Here is a 20263-nt window from a genome sequence, read left to right on the forward strand (position 1 = left end):
CAGCAGCGGTCCGACCCGCTCCGCCTCGGCGGTGACCTGCACGGCCCCGCGCACCCGGTCCCACGTGGCGTCGCCCGGGGGCCACGCGGACCGGCCCGTCACAAGGTTGCGCACGACCTCCACGGGCACCCGCGCCCCATCGAGAGCCGCACTCGACCACGCGCCCCGCACGCGCGACTCGGCGGCCGCCTCCGGGATGCGGCGGCGCAGGCCCTCGTGAAAGCGCAGCCGGGTGCCGGCCTCGCGCGCGGCCGCGCAGGCCGTAGCCACGCGGGGCCAGGCGGCAACGAGCAACAGCGAATCGGCGGGGGCAGACACGTGCCGCAGCCTACAGTTGGCCCGTGTTCTGGACCGGCGGCTCGGCCGCTCCCGCGCCCGTCGGGTCCGCCCCCGTCTCGGCCTATGGCGCCGCGTTCGGCCACCCGTACGGCCACCCACACAGTGCCGCGGCAGGGCTGCCCGACGGCGGGCTACCCGACTCACTGGTCGTCGTCATCACGCTGGCCGCGGCCCTCGTCTGCTGGACCCTGGTCACCTTCGTCGCGCGCCGCCGCACCGCGATGACCTCCGCCGCCACCGCCGCCACGTACCAGTCGCTGCACACCGCCTCGCTGGCCGCGCGCCACCTGCGCCACGGCCTCACCCCGCAGGCCGCCGAGCGGGCCGCCAGCGAACTGCGCCCGCTGTTGGGCGTGGAGGCCGTGGCCTTCTGCGACGCCGGTGGGCTGCTGGCCTGGGAGGGAGTCAGCGAGCAGCACGCCGTCGACTTTCCCGAGCAGGCCCAAGAGGTGCTGCGGTCCGGCCGCACGGTGCGCCTGGAACACCGAAAGCTCGACTGCGGGCAGCCCGACTGCAGGGTGCGCGACGCGATCCTGGCCCCGCTGGTGTGCCAAGACCGGGTCGTGGCGGTGCTCGGCTCGTTCGACACCCACGTCTCCGCCGACCTCGTGCGCGCCACCCAGGCCGTGGCCGACTGGGTCTCCAGCCAGGTCGAACTCGCCGAACTCGACCGCGAGCGCGCCCGCACGACGGAGGCCGAGCTGCGGGCCCTGCGCGCCCAGATCAGCCCGCACTTCGTCTACAACGCCCTGGCGGCCATCGCCTCGTTCGTGCGCACCGACCCCGTCCGCGCCCGCGAGTTGCTGCTGGAGTTCGCCGACTTCACCCGCTACTCGTTCCGCTCCACGGGGCAGGTGACGCCGCTGGCCGACGAGCTGACCAATATCGAGCGCTACCTGGCGCTGGAGGAGGCCCGTTTCGGCGACCGGCTCTCGGTGAGCCTGCTGGTGGCCCCGGAGGTGCTCGGCGTCGACGTGCCGTCGCTGGCGATCCAGCCGCTGGTGGAGAACGCGGTGCGGCACGGCATCGAGGCCAAGGAGGGGCCGGGGCACATCTCGATCACGGCCACCGATCTGGGCGCCGAGGCCGAGATCGTCGTCGAGGACGACGGCGTCGGTGCCAGTCCGGAGGCCGTGCGCGCGGTGCTGTCCGGCGAGCCCGGCGGCGATCACGTGGGCCTGGCCAATGTCGATGCCCGGCTGCGGACCACCTACGGCGACTCCTACGGCCTGGTCGTGGAGACCGCGCACGGAGCCGGCACCCGCGTCAGCTTCCGGGTCCCCAAATTTTCGCCCCACCTCCACGGGTGAGTCGCCGCTACCCTTGGCGGGCATGACGACGTCCAGCGCCGGCGCGTACGCGAACGGCCCGGCACCGCACGGGGCGCCGGGTCGCCCCGGCGGTGGGCTGCAAGCCCTCATCGTCGACGACGAGGCCCCAGCGGCGGCCGAGCTCGCCTGGCTGCTGGAGCAGGACGAGCGCATCGCGTCGGTGCGCACCGTGCATTCCGGCGCCGATGCGCTGCGGGCTCTGGATGCCGCCGCGGCCGACGTCATCTTCTGCGACATCCGCATGCCGGGCCTGGACGGGATGGAGTTGGCCCGGGTGCTCGGCCGGTTCGCCGAGCCGCCGCAGATCGTTTTCGTCACCGCCTACAGCGACCACGCGCTCGGCGCTTTCGAGGTCGCGGCCGTCGACTACGTCATGAAGCCGGTGCGCCAGGCGCGACTGGGTGAGGCGGTGCGCAAGGTGGCCGCGCGCACCCACAGCGGCGGGGCCACCGTGGCCGCGGCCCAGCCCGTCGACGAGACGATCCCTGTCGAGCTCGGCGGCGTGACGACCTTCGTGCAGCGCTCCGACATCCTCTACGTGCAAGCGCAGGGCGACTACGCGCGCCTGCACACCGCGGACGCCAGCCACCTCGTGCGGATGTCGCTGACCCACCTGGAGGAGCGTTGGGGCGAGGCGGGATTTGCGCGTATCCACCGCTCCACCCTCGTGTCGCTGCCGGCGATCGACCAGGTGCGCGTCGAGCGGGGGCGGTGCGTGGTGTGCCTGGGTGACATCGAGTTGCAGGTCAGCCGCCGGCACACGCGCGAGCTGCGCGACCGACTCATGCGCCTGCCCGGGCGGGGCGGCAGATGAGCTTGTCGGGCCGCGGCCCGACACCCAAACGGGTCCGCATCACCTCCCCGCGCCGCCAGGCCATGCGGCGACCTCCGACGCGCCCCATCACCACCGAGCTCGACGAACAGACCGCGTTGGGCCAGGTCTATGTCGACGCGCTGCTCACGGCGCAGCGGCGCCTGGCCGTCCGGCTGCTGGGCGGGATGCTGCTGCTCGTCGCCGTGACGGTAGCGACCTTCCTCGGGGTGCCCGCCGTGCACGCGGCACGGATCGGCCCGGTGCCGTTCACCTGGCTGTGGCTCGGCGGCGCCGCCTACGTGCTGCTGGTGCTGGCCGCCCTGGCCTATCTGCGCGCCACCGAGCGGCTCGAGCGCGAGTTCATTGCGCTGGTGCGCCGAAGCCGCACGTGACCGGGCCTGCATGACTGCGCAACCGTGGCTGGCGCTGCCGATCGCGCTCGTGTGCGCGCTGACGGTGCTGGGCGGCATGTACGGCCTGCGGCTCTCGCGCACCACCTCCGACTTCTACGTCGCCGGTCGCGCCGTCGGCCCGTGGACCAACGCCTCCGCCATCGGCGGCGAGTACCTGTCCGCCGCTTCCTTTCTCGGCGTCGCGGGCATCGTCTACCTCGGCGGCGTCGACACCTTGTGGTTCCCCGTCGGGTACACGCTCGGCTACCTCGTGCTGCTCGTGCTCGTCGCGGCCCCGCTGCGCCGCTCCGGCGCCTACACCGCCTCCGACTTCGCCCAGGCCCGGCTCGAACGCCGCGGCGTGCGCCGGCTGAGCACCCTGTTGGCGATCCTCATCGGCTGGCTGTACCTGTTGCCGCAGTTGCACGGGGCCGGGCTGGCCCTGCAGAGCCTCACCGGCGCTCCCGCGTGGGTGGGCGGGATGCTCGTGTGTGTCGTCGTGACGTTCAACGTCGTCGCCGGGGGGATGCGCTCGGTGACCCTCGTGCAGGCCGTTCAGTACTGGTTCAAGCTCGCCGCGATCGCGGTCCCGGCGCTCATCCTGCTGGGGTTGTGGTGGGCCCAGGGCGCGCCGGCCCCGCAGCTCGACCTCGCGCTGGCGCTCGACCCCGCCCCCACCGCGACCCGCGCCTACGTGACGGTCAGCACCCTCGTCGCCTTGTGCCTGGGCACGATGGGCCTGCCGCACGTGCTCGTGCGCTTCTACACCAACCCCAACGGGCGCGCGGCGCGGCGCACGACGGTCGCGGTCATCGCCTTGCTCGGCGCCTTCTATCTCTTCCCGCCCCTCTATGCCATCTTGGGCCGCGTGTACCGCCCCCCGACCGGCACGGCCCCTGCGTTCGACGGCCGGGCCGACGCCATCGTGCTGCAGTTGCCGCAGGTCATGAGCGATGGCCCGCTGGGGCGCACGCTGCTGGCCGTCCTCGCCGCCGGGGCCTTCGCGGCGTTCTTGTCGACGGCCTCTGGCCTGGCGGTCGCGGTGACCGGAGCGCTGGACCAGGATGTCGTGCGGCCGGGACTGGCGCGGATCACCGGCGGTGACGCCGAGGGGGTGCACAGCTTCCGGCTTGCGGCGCTGCTGACGATGCTCGTGCCGGCGATGATCTTCCCCTCGGTCGGCGACATCGGCCTAGCCACCACCGTGACGCTGGCGTTCGCCGTCGCCGCCTCCACCTTCGCCCCGCTGCTGGTGCTCGGAGTGTGGTGGCCACGGCTGTCGTCCACGGGCGCCCTCGCCGGCCTGGCCGTCGGCGGCGTGACGTCGCTGGGTGCTGCGACCGCGACGGTCTTCGGGGTGCTGCCGCCGGGTGCCTGGCACACGGTCGTGGCCAATCCCGCGGCCTGGAGCGTGCCGCTGGCGACCCTGACGATGATCCTGGTCTCCCTGGCCACACCCGGTCGGGTCCCCGCCAACACCAGGGCCACCATGATGCGCTTGCACCTGCCCGAGGGCGCCTTTCCGGGCCGTTCCGGTCTCTGAGGCGGCGTCCGCACCCGCTGAGGCCCCGTCAAGACCCCTTGACGCCCCTTGTGGCCTCTAGAGGCCACCGCGAACCATCACCGTTCGGCGCTGCGCAACGACCGTTCATCGCGTCCGGTTTCCTACCGGCGCAACGATTCGGCCACTTCCAGTGACGCACCGTGCCAATCGGGGGACAGCGGTGGTGCGCACCGTGCAAGGTGTTCCCCACGACGACGGCGCGTCCGTCTCGCCGAGCCGTCCCGACATGGCGCGGCTCCCCTAGCGCCACCAACGGAGGTGACCCGGTGTCCAGCAGCCAGAGCGGCGGCTCGTCCCAAGCAGACGGCTTGACCGCCTACCAGGAAATACAGGCCAGCGAAGAATTCCAGGATTTACGTAAGAGATTCCGGGCTTTCGTGTTCCCGATGACCGCGGGGTTCTTGATCTGGTACTTCCTTTACGTGCTGACCGTCACCTTCTTGCCGGAGTTCATGTCGATCCGGGTCGTCGGCAACATCAACCTCGGCCTCATCTTCGGCTTGCTGCAGTTCGTCACGACGTTCGCGATCACGATGGCCTACGTGCGTTGGGCCGACAAGGTTTTCGACCCCCGTGCAGACGCGCTCGCTGCCAAGTTCGCTGAGGGAGATTCTTCGAAATGAGCACCCTCGCCTTCACCCTCCCGGCGGCGCTGCCCGCGGCTGAGGCCGTGCGCGTCGGTAACCCGACGCTCAACATCGCTATCTTCGTCATCTTCGTCGTCTTCACCCTGACGGTCGTCATCAAGGTCGCTGCCGGCAAGAAGACCGCGGCCGAGTACTACACCGCCGGTTCGGCCTTCACCGGTCGGCAGAACGGCTGGGCCATCACCGGTGACTACCTGTCGGCGGCCTCGTTCCTGGGTATCGCCGGCGCCGTCGCGATCCAGGGCCTCGACGGCTTCCTGTTCTCCATCGGTTACCTCGTCGCCTGGCTCGTGGCGCTGCTGCTCACGGCCGAGCTCATGCGTAACACCGGCCGGTTCACCCTGGCCGACGTCGTCTCCTTCCGGTTGCGCCAGCGCCCGGTGCGCATCGCGGCGGCCACCTCCTCGCTGACGGTGTCGTTCTTCTACCTGCTGGCGCAGATGGCCGGAGCCGGTGGTCTCGTCTCGCTGCTGCTCGGCCTCGACCGGCGCTGGGCGCAGAACATCGTCATCGCCATCGTCGGCGCGGTCATGATCGGCTACGTCATGATCGGCGGCATGAAGGGCACCACCTGGGTGCAGATCATCAAGGCGATCCTGCTGGTCAGCGGTACCGCCATCATCACCATCTGGGTGCTGGGCATGTACGGCTTCAACCTCTCCCAGCTGCTGCAGGGCGCGGTCAACACCTCCCCCGCCGGCGAGAAGCTGCTCGAACCGGGCCTGAGATACGGCGCGAACCTCACCTCGAAACTCGACTTCATCTCGCTGTCGATGGCGATCGTGTTGGGCACCGCGGGTCTGCCGCACGTGCTCATCCGCTTCTACACGGTCCCCACCAGCAAGCAGGCTCGCAAGTCCGTGGAGTGGGCCATCTGGCTCATCGGTGGCTTCTACCTGCTCACCCTGGTCATCGGCTACGGCGCCGCGGCGATGGTGGGCCCGGACCAGATCATGGCGGCACCAGGCGCGGCGAACTCGGCAGCGCCGTTGTTGGCCTACGCACTCGGCGGTTCGTGGCTGCTGGGCATCATCTCCGGTATCGCGTTCGCCACGATCCTCGCTGTGGTCGCCGGCCTGACGATCACCACCAGCGCCACGTTCGCGCACGACCTGTACAACGAGGTCATCAAGCGCGGCAAGGCCACCCCGGAGCAGGAGGTCAAGGTCGCCCGCACGACCGCGTTGATCTTCGGTGTCGTGGGTGTGGTCGGCGGCATCCTGGCCTACGGCCAGAACATCGCCTTCCTCGTGGCCCTGGCCTTCGCCGTCGCGGCGAGCGCCAACCTGCCGACGATCATCTACTCGCTCTTCTGGCGCCGCTTCAACACTCGCGGTGCGCTGTGGAGCATGTACGGCGGCCTCATCTCCGCCGTGGGTCTGATCCTCTTCAGCCCGGTCGTCTCCGGAAAGGTCAACGCGCAGGGTCAGGTCGTGTCGATGATCACCAACCCGAACATCGACTTCTCCTGGTTCCCGCTGGAGAACCCGGGCATCGTCTCCATTCCGCTGGCGTTCTTCCTCGGCTGGCTGGGCACGGTGACAAGCAGCGAGACCAACGCGGTCAAGTACGCCGAGATGGAGGTCCGCTCCCTCACGGGTGCGGGCGCCAACATCAAGGCGCTCGACCACTAAGACGTCGGGCCCAGGCGCCGGCCGGACACCCAACCGTCGGCGCCCGGCCGCCCGTCGAACACCCGGAGGCCGTCCCCGCAACCGCGAGGGGCGGCCTCCGCTTGTGCGCTCCGAGCCTGGTGGGTGCCGCCGCTGTCGCGGGGCCAGCCGCGGGGCCCTGCTCGCTGCGGCGAACCTGCAGAGACACGTGTGGGTCGGGCGTCCAAGACGCCGGCGGTCTAGCGTGGCGCTCCTGACCTCCTCTCTGCTGGATCGAGTTGCCATGAACGCCCCCTCGCACCGCCGCCTGCTCGCCGTGTGCCTCGGCCTGGGTCTCGTCGTCGCCCCGCTGCAGGGTCTGGCCGTGGGGCCGGCCAACGGGTCGCCCGAGGTGCACCACGCCGCCCTGCAGGCCCTGGACTCCGCCACGACAGCCCAGCAGGCTCAGGCGGCCCAGCAGTCTCAGGCGGCCGGGCAGGCCCCGACTGCGGGGGCCGCCTCCCAGGCCGCCCGCCCCAGCGCGTTCGTCGTCAACGTCGGCAGCGGGGGGCGCATCGCCGACGGCCGCCTGCACGTCGTGCGCACCGCCGTCGTCAAGGCCGGCGGCCGGGTAGTGCAGGAGTGGCCGCAGATCGGCGTCCTCGTGGTGCACAGCACCCGGGCCGACTTCGCCACCCGGCTGCGTCCCGGCGCCGCGACCGGGATCACCTCGGTGGGGCCGACCCGCACGGTGCCCATCACCGAGTCGCTGCGTTCGGTGCGCGCCAACCCGCCGCGCGCGGGGCTCGCGAGCCCCGCGGCACCCCGCAGGAGCCCCGACCCCAAAGAGCGGGAGCAGTGGGGTCTGGCGGCGGTCCGCGCCGTCGGCGCGACCCCGGCGGCCGCGACGATGTCGGCGCGCACCCTGGCCGGAGTGACGGTCGCCGTCGTCGACAGCGGCATCGAGGCCGCCCATCCCGACCTGCGGGGCCGCATCGACGCCAGCGCGTCGGTGGACTGCACGAACGGGGGCCGCCCCGACCGCACCCCCAGCCGATGGTTGAACACCACGAGCGGCCACGGCACGCACGTCGCAGGCATCATCGCCGCGGCCCGCAACGGCGTCGGCGGCTCCGGCGTGGCCCCCGGCGTGCGGCTGGCGTCGGTCAAGGTGGTCAACAACGACGGCTTCATCTACCCCGAGTACGCGATCTGCGGCATCATCTCGGTCGCCGACAAAGGCATCCGGCTGGCCAATCACAGCTACTACGTCGACCCGTGGCAGTTCTGGTGCAGCACCGACAAGCGCCAGGCCGCGGGCCGGGAGGCGGTGCGGCGGGCGTTCGCTTACGCGCACTCGCGGGGCGTTCTGTCGGTGGCAGCCGCCGGCAACGAAGGCCTCGATCTGGCGCGCAAGACCCGCGATGTGGCGAGTCCGGGCGACTCCGCGCCGGTCGCACGCACCCTCAACAGCACCTGTCTGAACCTGCCGGCCGAATTGCCCGGTGTCGTGACGGTCTCGGCGGCCGACCCGGGCGCGCGCCTGGCCGACTACTCCAACTACGGGCGCAACGTCATCGACGTCATCGCGCCCGGCTCCGACATCGTCTCGACGGTCCCGGGCCGCAGTTGGGCCCAGATGTCCGGCACGTCGATGGCGGCGCCCTTCACCACCGGCGTGCTGGCGCTGCTGGCCGCCCGCAACCCCACGGCCTCCCCGAATCAGTTGTCGGCGCTGCTGCTGCGCCAGGCCCGCGACGTGCCGTGCCCCCGCGGCGACCGCCGCTGCACGGGCACGACCGCCCGTAACTCCTTCGCCGGTGAGGGCATGGTGGACGCCTCCCGGGCCGTCGGCCGCCCCTGAGCCAAAAGGCCACCGGGTCAAAAGCCACTGAGCCAAAGTCACTTAGCCGAAGCCACTGAGCCGAAGCCACTCAGCCGAAGCCACTCAGTCGAACCGATTGCCTCGGGCCCAAGGGCCCATGGCGGGCATGAACCCCGGGCGTAGCGTGGTCGGCATCGAGCGCCGGCAAGGGTGCCGGGGCTCACGACAGAGAGATTCGTCGTGTTACTGGCTCCTTCCAGACCCGGTGACGACGCCCCCGGCGCCGCCCCCCAGGCCCCCCTTTCAAAACTGGCTCGCTTCGCCGTTCTCGGCGTCAGCGCATTGGCACTCACGGCCTGCGCCGCGGCCCCCGCGCAAGAGGGCGACCATCACGTCGGGGGCGAGGCAACCCTCGTTCTGCCCGACCTGTCGATGGTCGACTTCGCGGGCATTCCCGGCCGCACCTTGCTGCTGTTCGCGATGATCATCTGCGCGTTCGGTCTCGGCTTCGGTGTGTTCACGTATTCGCGGCTGCGCGCGATGCCGGTGCACGCCTCGATGCGCGAGGTGTCCGAACTCATTTACACCACGTGCAAGGCGTACCTGATGCAGCAGGGCAAGTTCCTGCTGCTGCTGTGGGTCTTCATCGCGATCGTCATCGTCGCCTATTACCGTTTCCTCGTCGGTTTCGACTGGGGCCGGGTGGCGATCGTTATCGCGTTCAGCCTCATCGGCATGGCCGGCTCGTACGGGGTCGCGTGGTATGGCATCCGGGTCAATACGCTGGCCAACTCGCGCACGGCGTTCGCCTCGCTGCGCGGCAAGCCCTACCCGGTGCACTCGATCCCCATGCAGTCCGGCATGTCGGTCGGCATGGTGCTCATCAGCGTCGAGCTGTTCCTCATGCTCGTCATCCTCACGCTGCTGCCCGGCGAGGTCGCCGGGGCCTGCTTCATCGGCTTCGCGATCGGTGAGTCGCTCGGCGCTTCGGTGCTGCGCATCGCGGGCGGTATCTTCACGAAGATCGCCGACATCGGCTCCGACCTCATGAAGATCGCGTTCAAGATCAAGGAAGACGACGCCCGTAACCCCGGCGTCATCGCCGACTGCACCGGTGACAACGCCGGCGACTCGGTGGGCCCGTCGGCCGACGGTTTCGAGACCTACGGCGTGACCGGCGTCGCCCTGGTGACCTTCATCCTCATCGGCGTACACGACCCGAACGTTCAGGTCACGCTGCTGGTATGGATGTTCCTCATCCGCGCGATGATGCTCATCGCTTCCGCATTGGCGTATCAGGCCAACGATCTGTTCACCCGCCGCCGCTGGGGCGCGCGCGATCAGATGAACTTCGAGGCACCGCTGACGAACCTCGTGTGGCTCACCTCGGCGCTGTGCATCATCTTCACCTTCGCGTCGTCGGCCGTGCTGTTGTCGCACGAGCCCGACGGCCTGTGGTGGAAGTTGTCGGCGATCATCACGTGCGGCACCCTGGCCGGCGCGCTGATCCCCGAACTCGTCAAGGTGTTTACCTCCACCGAGTCGGCCCACGTGCGTGAGGTCGTCAAGTCCTCCCGCCAGGGTGGCGCCTCGCTGAACATTCTCTCCGGCCTCGTGGCCGGCAATATCTCCGGATTCTGGCTCGGCATCGTCGTCGTCGGCCTCATGGGCGGCGCGTACGGGATCAGCGAATTGGGCCTGGATCAACTGATGCTGGCGCCCTCGGTGTTCGCCTTCGGTCTCGTGGCCTTCGGCTTCCTCGGCATGGGTCCGGTGACGATCGCGGTCGACTCCTACGGCCCGGTCACCGACAACGCGCAGTCGGTCTATGAGCTCTCGCTCATCGAAGAGGAGCCGAACATCGACTCCCAGCTGCAGAACGAGTTCGGCTTCGAGCCGCAATGGGACCGCGCCAAGCAGATGCTGGAAGAGAACGACGGCGCGGGCAACACCTTCAAAGCCACGGCCAAACCGGTGCTCATCGGCACCGCGGTCGTAGGGGCCACGACGATGATCTTCGCGATCATCATGGGCCTGACCAACGGCCTGACCGAAGGAATCGTCAACCTGTCACTGCTGCACCCGCCGTTCCTGCTGGGCCTCATCACCGGCGGCGCAGTCATCTACTGGTTCACCGGCGCCTCCATCCAGGCCGTGACGACGGGTGCCTATCGGGCGGTCGAATTCATCGCGGGCAATATGACCCTGGACGGAGTGACGAAGGCGTCGGCGGAAGATTCTCGCCGAGTCGTCGAGATCTGCACCCAGTACGCCCAGCGCGGCATGCTCAACATGTTCCTCGCGATCTTCTTCGCGACGCTGAGCTTCGCCTTCGCCGAGCCGTACTTCTTCATCGGCTATCTGATCTCCATCGCGATCTTCGGGCTGTACCAGGCGATCTTCATGGCTAATGCCGGCGGCGCGTGGGACAACGCGAAGAAGATCGTGGAGGTCGACCTGCACGCCAAGGGCACCCCGCTGCACGACGCGACGATCGTCGGCGACACGGTGGGTGACCCGTACAAGGACACCTCGTCGGTGGCGCTCAACCCGGTCATCAAGTTCACGACGCTGTTCGGTCTGCTCGCCGTCGAGTTGGCCGTCAGCATGGCGGCGCGCGGACTGTCCGCGTGGACGCTGGGCTTCGGCGTGGTGTTCTTCGTCGTCGCGTGCGTCTTCGTCTGGCGCTCGTTCTACTCAATGCGCATTCGTGAGGAGGTATCGGCATGAAGATCGCGATCAAGCTCGGGCTGGCCCCCGCAGCAGCCAGCGCTACCCAGAACCGGATCGAGGTGGACGAGAACGGCGACGTGGTCGGCCTCGAGGCGGGCCCCGTGCTCGTCCGCCGGTTGCTCAACCTCTTCGCCCCGGCGATCCTCATCGGCCGCGAACGACGTTCCGGCAACGGCTTCGAGGTGCTGCCGATCGACGAGGTGGACGCTGAAAACACCCTCGTCATCAACCTCGACGTCATCGACTCCACGGAGGTGTGGGGGCAACTGCACGCCAACGCAGCCGAGCCGAAGGTCATGAACTTCGTGTGGTGGTCGGCTTCACAGCACTACCACCACCGGGTCAACAAGGCGCTGCTCGGGTTGACGTTCGCGCTGTTCCCGACGTTCGCCAACTCCGAGCGGACGGCCAGTGAGATCCGCGAGATCATGCGCATGTGGACGACGCAGCCGTTCGTCGAGCAGGCCAAGGTCGCCTTCTCGAACCTGGGGGTGCGCCTGGAGCGGGTGCAGGAGCGGCATGAGCCGAAGACTCCCGTCGTGCTCTACCCGGCCATCTACGTCGACGAGCGCAAGCGTCCGATGGCGTTTATCGAGGTCGTCGAGAGGGTCGCCAAGCGGACGCCCATCCAGGTGCAGATGCGCCTGCACGAGACGCACCTGACCCGCACGCCTGCGATGCGGATGTCGGGGCACCGTTGGGCGTGGGTCGGTCCGTTGCGTAGCCGCGAGGACTATTGGGATGCCCTCGCCGGCACGACGGCGTTCTTGGCCACGGCCAATGAGGAGTCGTACGGGCTGGAGTACGTGGAGGCGATGCTCGCCGGCGTCATCGGGATCTTCCCCGACGAGCCGTGGGCGCACGCGCTGGTGCCGCAGGGGTACCCGTTCTTCTACAGCTCCCCCGCCCAGGCGGAGCAGCTGCTGATGGAGGCCGTCACCGCGCCGCAGGAGGCCCGGGCCCAGCTCGACCGCCTCGTCGGCGGCTCGTTCACCGACTGGGTGCGCGGCCACCACGACGACGACGATTTCGAACAGCAACTCTCCGACACCGTCCGCCGCTGGTTCGGCGACTGGAACTGACCCGCCCCGAACCCGGCAACACCGAACGGGCCCGTGCACCCCAGGGGCGCGGCCCGTTCGGTCGCGAACTGTTGCGGCAAATAGTCATGACCGAATGCGCAGGCTACTAGAAACCAGTCGGTCTCAGAAGTTCAATCCGCGCAGATTGACCACTCGACCGCCATTCCCAATCGATAAAGTAGGTTGAGATTCTGAAGAATCCTCTCGCGTCCAGGTCTGCAGATGTGACCCACTCCCACTCGTCATCCGGCGGGGTCACGCCCCCCTGCCAGGTGGCACGAAAGTCTACGACACGTTCGAATCGAATATTCCCACGCATTCGCGGAGTCGAGACTGTTAGGTTGAGCACCGTTGAGCCAGCGACATGCCCCACACAGAGACGCTGCAGGTACATATCATCCATGAGGATTGGAGTCGGTGACAGGCCATCCAGATGCCACCAGTCACCCGATTTTTCACCCATCACATGAACTTCTGTCCACGAAGCACCGTGAGGTCCGGTCGCGACGTCGTCTTCGTTCAACACTTCCACCCCCTGCGTCGACACTGAAAGTCGACCCGCCAGAGTTGAGCCCACCCCGTCACCGAGTCCTGGGTGATCGAGCCCGGCAGGTCGTCATCGAAATACCCCAGGCTCAGCCCACCACGGCCCGGGTCGGGGGCGTCCGCCGCCGGGACCGACGTGGCCCGACCGAACGGGTCGTACACGTAGCTACCGCTGCCCGACGCACCAGTCGTGGCCCGATCCGCGCTGTCATACGCGTAGCTGCTCGTCACGACCCCGGTCCCGGCACCGGCGCAGCTCGAGGCGTACGACCCGGACGTCCGCGAGGTCCGCCGCCCGTTGGCATCAAACGCATATCCGGTGACCCGGCACACCGAGACTCCCGGGTCATCCCCGGTGACCGGGGCGGTCCGGTCCCGGACACTGAGCAGGCGACCGTGCACGTCATAACCGTAATCACGCGTGTACGGGACCGCACGCCCCCGCAGCCACCGCCCTGCGGGAAGAGGCGCACCCGGGCACGCAGGGGACACCACCAGAGGCGTCGCCACGTCCAACGATGCGAGCCACGATGGAACTCCCCTGATGACCCCCACAGTCCCGCCGCCCCACCGGCGCACAACAGCACCAGTAGAAGTCACCAACCGCGCGTTAGCCAGAGGCCGCCGAGGTTCTTGACCATCCCCATGCCAAAGCGTTGCGTGCACGAGATGCTCGACCTGGGGCCGTCCGCCACTGAACGGGCCAGCTGACCTTGGTCTCAACGACGCGACGGGTGGCCCGTTGCACTGTGTGTTCGTGCTCAGCGGCGGCGGCCTCGAGGGGCGCCTGCGCCACCGTTTTCAGGGCCGCAACGCGACCGTTTTCCGGATCTCGACGAGTAGCGCTGGCCCGTAGCCGTGGGGCCGCGGCCCTGACCCGGGGGGCAAGGCCAGCGCCGGGGCGACGGCTCCCCCGCCAGCCCGTTCGGCGCGCATTCGCGCCTCTCGCCCGACGCTTGGCCGGAAGAGGTGAAGAACCGCGCGCCCGCCATTAGGTTTGGACCCACGTCGCGAAGACCGCTGACCGTTCGGCCGACTCCGGCCGTGCGGCCGCTTCGCGTGTCGAGCATTGCACTGACGACGATGACGTCCCCAGCAGCAGGAGGCAGCCGTGGCCGAAGAGACCACCACCGAAGCCCACACCTATCCACCGAGCGAGCAGACCACGCAGTACGCGAACGCCAAGGCCGACCTGTACGAGCAGGCCGACGCCGACTTCGAAGGCTTCTGGGCCGACCAGGCGCGCAAGTACGTCACCTGGGGCACCGACTTCGACCAGGTGCTCGACTGGTCCGACGCCCCGTTCGCGAAGTGGTTCGTCGGCGGCGAACTCAACGTCGCCTACAACTGCGTCGACCGCCACGTCGAGGAGGGCAACGGCGACCGGGTCGCGATCCACTTCGTCGGGGAGCCCGGCGACGAGCGCGACATCACCTACGCCCAACTCAAAGACGAGGTCTGCAAGGCCGCCAACGCCCTCTCCGAGCTAGGCGTCAGCAAGGGCGACGCGGTCGCCGTCTACATGCCGATGATCCCCGAGACCATCATCGGCATGCTCGCCTGCGCCCGCCTGGGCGCCCCCCACTCGGTGGTCTTCGGCGGGTTCTCCTCCGACGCGCTGCGCAGCCGCATCGACGACTGCAAGGCCAAGGTCGTCATCACCGCCGACGCCGGCTACCGCCGCGGCACCCCCTCGCCGCTGAAGCCGGCCGTCGACAAGGCGCTGGAGAAGGCCGACGGCGGCTCCGTGGAGAAGGTGTTGGTCGTCAACCGGGGCGACACCGATCCTGAGATGAAGGAAGGCCGCGACGTCTGGTGGCACGACGTCGTCGATTCCGCCTCCACCGAGCACACCGCGGAGAACCACGACAGCGAGCACCCGCTGTTCATCCTCTACACCTCGGGCACGACGGGTAAGCCGAAGGGCATCCTGCACACGTCCGGTGGCTACCTCGTGCAGACCGCGTACACGAACAGCGTCGCGCACGACGTGCACCCCGGCGAAGACGTCTACTGGTGCACGGCCGACGTCGGCTGGATCACCGGGCACAGCTACATCGTCTACGGCCCGCTGGCCAACGGCGTCACGCAGGTCGTCTACGAAGGCACCCCGGATTCGCCGCACAAGGGCCGCTGGTGGGAGATCGCGCAGAACAAGGGCGTCACGGTCTTCTACACCGCGCCGACCGCGATCCGCGCGTGCATGAAGTGGGGCGACGACATCCCCGCCAAGTTCGACCTGTCCAAGATCCGCATCCTGGGGTCGGTGGGCGAGCCGATCAACCCGCAGGCGTGGGAGTGGTACCGCGAGCACATCGGCCACGACGAGGCGCCGATCGTCGACACGTGGTGGCAGACCGAGACCGGCGCGATCATGATCAGCCCGCTGCCCGGCGTCACCGACCTGGTGCCCGGCTCGGCGCAGAAGCCGCTGCCCGGCATCGCGGTCGAGATCGTCGACGACGAGGCCAAGCCCGTCGAGCGCGGCCAGACGGGTCTGCTGGTCGTCACCAAGCCGTGGCCCTCGATGCTGCGCGGCATCTTCGGTGACAACGAGCGCTACAAGCAGACGTACTGGTCGCGGTTCGAGAACCTGTACTTCGCCGGCGACGGCGCCAAGTTCGACGAGGACGGCAACATCTGGGTGCTGGGCCGCGTCGACGACGTCATGAACGTCTCGGGTCACCGCCTGTCGACCGCGGAGATCGAGTCGGCTCTGGTCAGCCACGACCGGGTCGCCGAGGCCGCCGTCGTGGGCGCCACCGACGACATGACCGGCCAGGCGGTCGTCGCGTTCGTCATCCTGCGTGAGGGCGGCGCGAGCGACGAGGACCAGGAGAAGCTGGTGCAGGAGTTGCGCGGCCACGTCGGCAACGAGATCGGCCCGATCGCAAAGCCGAAGTCGGTGATGATCGTCTCCGAGCTGCCCAAGACCCGCTCCGGCAAGATCATGCGCCGCCTGCTCAAGGATGTCGCCGAGAACCGCGACGTCGGCGACACCTCCACCCTCACCGACTCCTCGGTGATGGACTTCATCAAGAACAACCTGCAGGCCAAGAAGTAACGGCCGACGCAGACGACGGTGGCCCGGGGCGCGTGCCCCGGGCCACCTTTCTGTCTCGGCCGACACCCGACGACCACCCGCGCTCGGCGAAACGGGCAACATACTGCGCGCCGCACCTAGCGCCCCCGAACGCCGGACGCCCACCGGCTGGCGCGCTCGGCAGAACGGGCAACATGTTGCGCGCCGCACCTAGCGGCCAGCCGCGGGCGGCCCGACACGTCGAGCATCGGGAGGCCGCGGGATCGTGGCCGTCGCCGGAACGGCTAATGACCCCTGGAGCAGCAGTAGAAGCCCTCTCACCGCAGCGCCATCCCGCCCTGATAGCACAAGTGCTACCCTGGGCCGATGGAGAGTGTTGGCCTGCGCGAACTGCGCCAAGACGCCTCTGAGCTGCTCCGTCGCGTAGAGGCGGGGGAAGAGATCACCATCACGGTGTCTGGTCGACCCAGCGCAGTATTGGTCCCAGCCCGACCGCGGCAGTGGCGCGCTTGGAACGACTACGCGGAGCTGTTCAAAGGGCAGGCAGACGGCGACTGGGGGCAGGATCGCGAACTGCTCGACAACGAGCTTCACGATCCCTGGGATCAGGCGTGAGCGAGCCGCCGCAGGCGCCGCCACGCGTGCTTCTCGACACGAGTGTCGTCCTCGCCACCGGCATCTCGCCGATCCCCGGTGTGCAAGCCATCAGCGTCGCGACACTGGCCGAGCTTCATTTCGGCGTTCTGGTGGCCAAGACCCCCGAGGTCCGCGCCGAGCGCCTGCGTCGGCTCAGCATCTTGCAGCGGCGCTTCGACCCGCTCCCCGTCGATGATGCAGTGGCGGACAGCTACGGCCAACTGGCGGCTGCCGTCGTCCATGCGGGCCGGCAGCCGCGTCGTCGAGTCTTGGATCTACTGATCGCCGCAACTGCCCACGCCCATGACGCCAGCCTCTACACGCGGAACGAAAACGACTTCGAGGGGCTCGAGCACCTCATCGAGGTGGTCCCGGTCTAAGGCCACGGTGCCCTTCGAGCGGGGCACGATCGGCGCTGGCCGGCACCTACACGTCGAGCATCGGGAGGCGGCGGGGGTCGTGGCCGTCGCCGGGGCGGGCCATCATCTCGATGGCGGGGCGGAACTGCATCCACCACTGGTCGACGGGGCGCCGCTTGGTCAGGTCGGCTACCTCCGGCAGGTGCGCCAGGTTACCCACCGACATCCGACCCTCGACGAGGCCCACGAAGGCCGCGTCGCGGCGGCCGCGTTCGAACTGCTCGACAAGCTGATCGACCGCGAACGACACGAGGCGCGTCGCGAGTAGCCGGTCGAACGGCGACGGGCTCCCACCCTGCTGCAAGTGCCCGATGTGAGCCTCCCGCACGTCGAAGGAGTCGCCGCCCTCCTCCTCGAACAGCCGCGCCAACACATTCGTCGTGTAGTGCTCGCTCGCCTCCTCGTTGCGCACCACGAGGTAGAGGCGCCGGCCCGCGTCGAAGACCGCCTTCATCTCCTCGATCTCATCGACCAGCGACGCCAACGTCACCCCCTCCTCATTGAGGTAGACGCGCTCCGCACCCGAGGCCAGGCCCGACATGAACGCCAAGAACCCGCAGCGGCGGCCCATCACCTCCGCGACGAAGCAGCGGCGGCTCGCGCTCGCCGACTGCTTGACCCGGTCCAGCGCCCACACCGCGTTGTTCAGCGCCGTGTCCGCGCCGATCGACAACTCCGAACCCGGCAGGTTGTTGTCGATGCTCGCCGGAACGCACAGGATGGGGATGTTGAACGCCGGATAGCGCGTGCGCTCCGTCGCCAGCAGGTGGCCGGAGCGGTAGGCGTTGAACCCGCCGACGATCAGCAGCGCGTCGATGTTGTGCGCCTCGATGCTGCGGGCCACGCCGTACAACTCTTCTTGCGTCGGCAGCCGGCGCCGGGTGCCCAGCTCCGCGCCGCCCTCACCCATCCAGCCTTCGACGTCGGCCCAGTCCAGCTCACCGACGGCGCCCTTGAGCAGCCCCGGAAATCCGCCGCTGACTCCCAGCGGCGTCAACCCCGCCTGCAGCCCCAAACGCACCGCCGCCGACGACGCCGCGTTCATCCCTGGGGCCAAACCGCCGCAATGCAGAATCGCCACCCGTTTGCTGCCCGACGCCGGCGAACCCACCGCCCGCGTCAGCGCCCCGAACAGCCCGATCGCCTTGCCGAAGCTCTCCCCGCGCGCCTCGATCGCTTTGTCGTACTCGCCCTCCTTGATGTACCCGGCGACCGCGCGGGTGTTCTCGATGGACTGCACCAGCGGCAGCCGCGCGAGCCGGTTGCGACGCACCCCGATGATGTGGGCCGGGCTGTCCGCCGTGGCCGCCAGCACGTCCTGCACTGCCGCGATCCCCAGCAGCGTGCTCATCCACCGGTCGTAGGCGCTCGGCGTGCCGCCGCGCTGCACGTGCCCGAGAATCGTGATCCGCGCGTCCTCCCCCAGCCCCCGCTCGATGACGTCGTGCAGCCGGTCGACATCGATGCGCTCACCCTGCCGATCCAGCGCGCCCTCGGCGACGAGCACGATGCTGTCGCGCCGCCCCGCCGCCCGCGCCGCGGCGAGCTTGTCGCACAGCCGCTCCTCCCAGCCGTCGCGCGGCGGATCCTCCGGCACGAACACCGCATCCGCGCCGCCGGCGATCGCCGCCGACAGCGGCAGATACCCGCAGTGCCGGCCCATGACCTCCACGATGAACGTGCGCTGATGGCTGGCCGCCGTGCTGGAGATCGCGTCGAGGGCCTCAATGATGCGGTGCAGCGCGGAGTCGGTGCCGATCGTCATGTCGGTACCGACGAGGTCGTTGTCGATGGAGCCCACGATGCCGGCGACCATGAGGGTCGGATGCGCCGCCATCGTCTCGGCGGAAATCTCACCCCGTTCGTGCAACTCCCGCAGGAGGTCGGGCCACTCCCGGCGAAACAGGTCGGTGCCGGTGAGGCTGCCGTCGCCGCCGATGACGACGAGCCGGTCGATGCCGCGCTCGAGCAGGTTCTTGGCCGCCGTGCGCCGCCCCTCACGCTCACGGAAGGCCGCGCAGCGGGCCGTGCCGATGATCGTGCCGCCCCGATGCATGATGTTGCCGACGTCGTCCCAGGTCATCTCGCGTATGCCGGGGCCGCCGTCGACCGCACCCTGATAGCCCTCGTAGATGGCGAACGGGCGCGCCCCGAGGTGAATCGCGCCGCGGACCACGGCCCGCACCGCCGCATTCATGCCCTGCGCGTCACCGCCGCTGGTCAGCACCCCGATGCGCGGTCCACCGCGCTCGCTGCTGCCCGCAGGCCCCTGGGGCGCCTGCTCGCTCGTCGTGTTGTCCTGTTCCCGATCCAGCCGCTGGGTCGTCACGGTCCCAGTCTGTCGTGCCGGACACCCCGATAGTCAGCACAGCCCCCAGATATGCGCAAAGCCCCGCGCTGGCGGAGCGAATCGGACGATCTGCCGGATGCCGCCCCGGGCGATGTCGAACCGCGCTGGATTCCTGCCGTCCGGCCGCGCCATCCTGTGCCGATAATCCCTGCCGTGGTGTCATGGTGGAGGGGAGGACCCGCCGAGAGGAAGGCCGCATCGTGAGTGACGCGGACCAACGACCGGCCGACGCGCAGGCCGATCAAGACGATTCAGCCGGCGCAGGCGGCCTGGTGGCCGTACTGACGCGGCCCAGCGGATACACGTCAGGGCCGCAGGTGCTCGCCGAGCTACGCCGAGCCATCGCCTCCGGCGAGGTGGCGCCGGGCACGGCGATCCCCCTCGACGATGTGGCGGGCTTCTTCGGCGTCAGCCGGATCCCGGTGCGCGAGGCGCTGAAAACGCTGCTCGGAGAGGGCCTGCTCGACCATGAGCCGCGCCTGGGCTACACGGTGGCGCGCCTCTCGGATGCCGAACTGGGCGAGCTCTACCTCGTCGCCGGGGCGCTGGAGGCGGCCGGGCTGGCGCGGGCCGTCGAAAACGCCACGGAGGCCGACCACGAGCATCTGCGCCAGATCCACGGGCAGGTCGACACGGCGGTGGTGGCCGACCCGGTCGCCTTCGGGCGCCTGAGTCGGGCGTTCCACGAGGCGATGCTGGCGCCCTGCCGCATGCCGCGATTGCTGCACATGCTGCGCGTCGCCTGGAATGTCACCGAGCCCAGCAAAGCGATGGTCCGGCTCACCCGCGACGAGCGCGAGCATCTGCGCGTCGACCACGAGCAGATTCTGGCCGCCTACGTGGCCCGCGATGCCCAACTGCTGGGCAGCCTGGCCCACGAACACACCGAGCGCATCGGCGCGGCGGTCGCGGCACCCGACTCCGCGTCGCCCGAGCACGGCTGACCGTCC

Annotated in this window: 15 protein-coding genes and 1 pseudogene; 13 read left to right on the top strand and 3 right to left on the bottom strand. The window is 69.4% G+C overall.

The window, feature by feature from the left end; all coding sequences use genetic code 11:
* A pseudogene (locus tag KILIM_RS16100) lies at positions 1–318 on the bottom strand (hypothetical protein); the annotation flags it as partial.
* Between the two features lie 23 nt (positions 319–341).
* Here KILIM_RS16100 and KILIM_RS16105 point away from each other — a divergent pair.
* The 9 genes from KILIM_RS16105 (at position 342) to KILIM_RS16145 (ending at position 12319) form a co-directional block, all read left to right on the top strand.
* Positions 342–1649 carry a histidine kinase gene (locus tag KILIM_RS16105; RefSeq protein ID WP_006593787.1) on the top strand — a complete coding sequence of 436 codons (1308 nt, stop codon included), beginning with the start codon at positions 342–344 and terminating at the stop codon, positions 1647–1649.
* Positions 1650–1662: 13 nt separating this feature from the next.
* Entirely contained in the window at positions 1663–2484 is an 822-nt protein-coding gene (locus tag KILIM_RS16110; protein ID WP_006593788.1) for a LytR/AlgR family response regulator transcription factor, read from the top strand.
* Positions 2481–2876 carry a hypothetical protein gene (locus KILIM_RS16115; RefSeq protein WP_006593789.1) on the top strand — a complete coding sequence of 132 codons (396 nt, stop codon included), beginning with the start codon at positions 2481–2483 and terminating at the stop codon, positions 2874–2876. Before KILIM_RS16110 ends, KILIM_RS16115 begins: the two co-directional genes overlap by 4 nt.
* Before the next feature lie 10 nt (positions 2877–2886).
* Entirely contained in the window at positions 2887–4419 is a 1533-nt protein-coding gene (locus tag KILIM_RS16120) for a sodium/solute symporter (protein WP_006593790.1), read from the top strand.
* A 287-nt stretch (positions 4420–4706) separates the two neighbouring features.
* Positions 4707–5063 (top strand): DUF485 domain-containing protein, encoded by a 357-nt coding sequence (locus tag KILIM_RS16125; RefSeq protein WP_006593791.1) that lies wholly within the window; start codon positions 4707–4709, stop codon positions 5061–5063.
* The gene (locus KILIM_RS16130; RefSeq protein WP_006593792.1) at positions 5060–6721 is read left to right on the top strand and encodes a monocarboxylic acid transporter; all 1662 of its coding nucleotides are present in this window, start codon (positions 5060–5062) and stop codon (positions 6719–6721) included. Before KILIM_RS16125 ends, KILIM_RS16130 begins: the two co-directional genes overlap by 4 nt.
* A 262-nt stretch (positions 6722–6983) precedes the next feature.
* Positions 6984–8543, top strand: a complete 1560-nt coding sequence (locus tag KILIM_RS16135) for a S8 family peptidase (protein ID WP_006593793.1) — start codon at positions 6984–6986, stop codon at positions 8541–8543.
* Between the two features lie 201 nt (positions 8544–8744).
* Positions 8745–11234, top strand: coding sequence for a sodium-translocating pyrophosphatase (locus KILIM_RS16140; RefSeq protein WP_255247681.1), 2490 nt, complete (start codon positions 8745–8747; stop codon positions 11232–11234).
* Positions 11231–12319 carry a hypothetical protein gene (locus KILIM_RS16145; RefSeq protein WP_006593795.1) on the top strand — a complete coding sequence of 363 codons (1089 nt, stop codon included), beginning with the start codon at positions 11231–11233 and terminating at the stop codon, positions 12317–12319. The genes KILIM_RS16140 and KILIM_RS16145 overlap by 4 nt, the downstream gene beginning before the upstream one ends.
* Before the next feature lie 519 nt (positions 12320–12838).
* On the opposite strand, the gene KILIM_RS24105 is transcribed toward KILIM_RS16145, so the two are convergent.
* Positions 12839–13096 carry a hypothetical protein gene (locus KILIM_RS24105; RefSeq protein WP_157551768.1) on the bottom strand — a complete coding sequence of 86 codons (258 nt, stop codon included), beginning with the start codon at positions 13094–13096 and terminating at the stop codon, positions 12839–12841.
* Between the two features lie 880 nt (positions 13097–13976).
* Between KILIM_RS24105 and acs the strand changes: the two genes are divergently transcribed.
* From acs to KILIM_RS16165, 3 genes are all read left to right on the top strand, one after another.
* Complete coding sequence (gene acs, locus KILIM_RS16155; RefSeq protein ID WP_006593798.1) at positions 13977–15929, top strand: acetate--CoA ligase; 1953 nt, start codon at positions 13977–13979, stop codon at positions 15927–15929.
* Between the two features lie 345 nt (positions 15930–16274).
* Complete coding sequence (locus KILIM_RS16160) at positions 16275–16523, top strand: type II toxin-antitoxin system Phd/YefM family antitoxin (RefSeq protein ID WP_006593799.1); 249 nt, start codon at positions 16275–16277, stop codon at positions 16521–16523.
* Positions 16520–16924 (top strand): type II toxin-antitoxin system VapC family toxin, encoded by a 405-nt coding sequence (locus KILIM_RS16165; RefSeq protein WP_006593800.1) that lies wholly within the window; start codon positions 16520–16522, stop codon positions 16922–16924. The genes KILIM_RS16160 and KILIM_RS16165 overlap by 4 nt, the downstream gene beginning before the upstream one ends.
* 46 nt (positions 16925–16970) lie before the next feature.
* Here the strand turns inward: KILIM_RS16165 and KILIM_RS16170 are convergent, their stop codons facing one another.
* Positions 16971–19292: a 6-phosphofructokinase gene (locus KILIM_RS16170; RefSeq protein ID WP_006593801.1), complete on the bottom strand. Its 2322-nt coding sequence runs from the start codon at positions 19290–19292 to the stop codon at positions 16971–16973.
* Between the two features lie 221 nt (positions 19293–19513).
* On the opposite strand from KILIM_RS16170, the gene KILIM_RS16175 reads away from it, so the two are divergent.
* Positions 19514–20257 (top strand): GntR family transcriptional regulator, encoded by a 744-nt coding sequence (locus KILIM_RS16175; protein WP_217997122.1) that lies wholly within the window; start codon positions 19514–19516, stop codon positions 20255–20257.
* Positions 20258–20263: the final 6 nt, after the last annotated feature.

The sequence above is a fragment of the Kineosphaera limosa NBRC 100340 genome (assembly GCF_000298215.1).
Lineage (GTDB): Bacteria > Actinomycetota > Actinomycetes > Actinomycetales > Dermatophilaceae > Kineosphaera > Kineosphaera limosa.

What these genes read in the sequence shown, in the direction of transcription:
- KILIM_RS16160 (WP_006593799.1), top strand. Translation starts at nt 16,275, where the DNA reads ATGGAGAGTGTTGGCCTGCGCGAACTGCGCCAAGACGCCTCTGAGCTG.
- KILIM_RS16115 (WP_006593789.1), top strand. Translation starts at nt 2,481, where the DNA reads ATGAGCTTGTCGGGCCGCGGCCCGACACCCAAACGGGTCCGCATCACC.
- KILIM_RS16130 (WP_006593792.1), top strand. Translation starts at nt 5,060, where the DNA reads ATGAGCACCCTCGCCTTCACCCTCCCGGCGGCGCTGCCCGCGGCTGAG.
- KILIM_RS16145 (WP_006593795.1), top strand. Translation starts at nt 11,231, where the DNA reads ATGAAGATCGCGATCAAGCTCGGGCTGGCCCCCGCAGCAGCCAGCGCT.
- KILIM_RS16120 (WP_006593790.1), top strand. Translation starts at nt 2,887, where the DNA reads ATGACTGCGCAACCGTGGCTGGCGCTGCCGATCGCGCTCGTGTGCGCG.
- KILIM_RS16135 (WP_006593793.1), top strand. Translation starts at nt 6,984, where the DNA reads ATGAACGCCCCCTCGCACCGCCGCCTGCTCGCCGTGTGCCTCGGCCTG.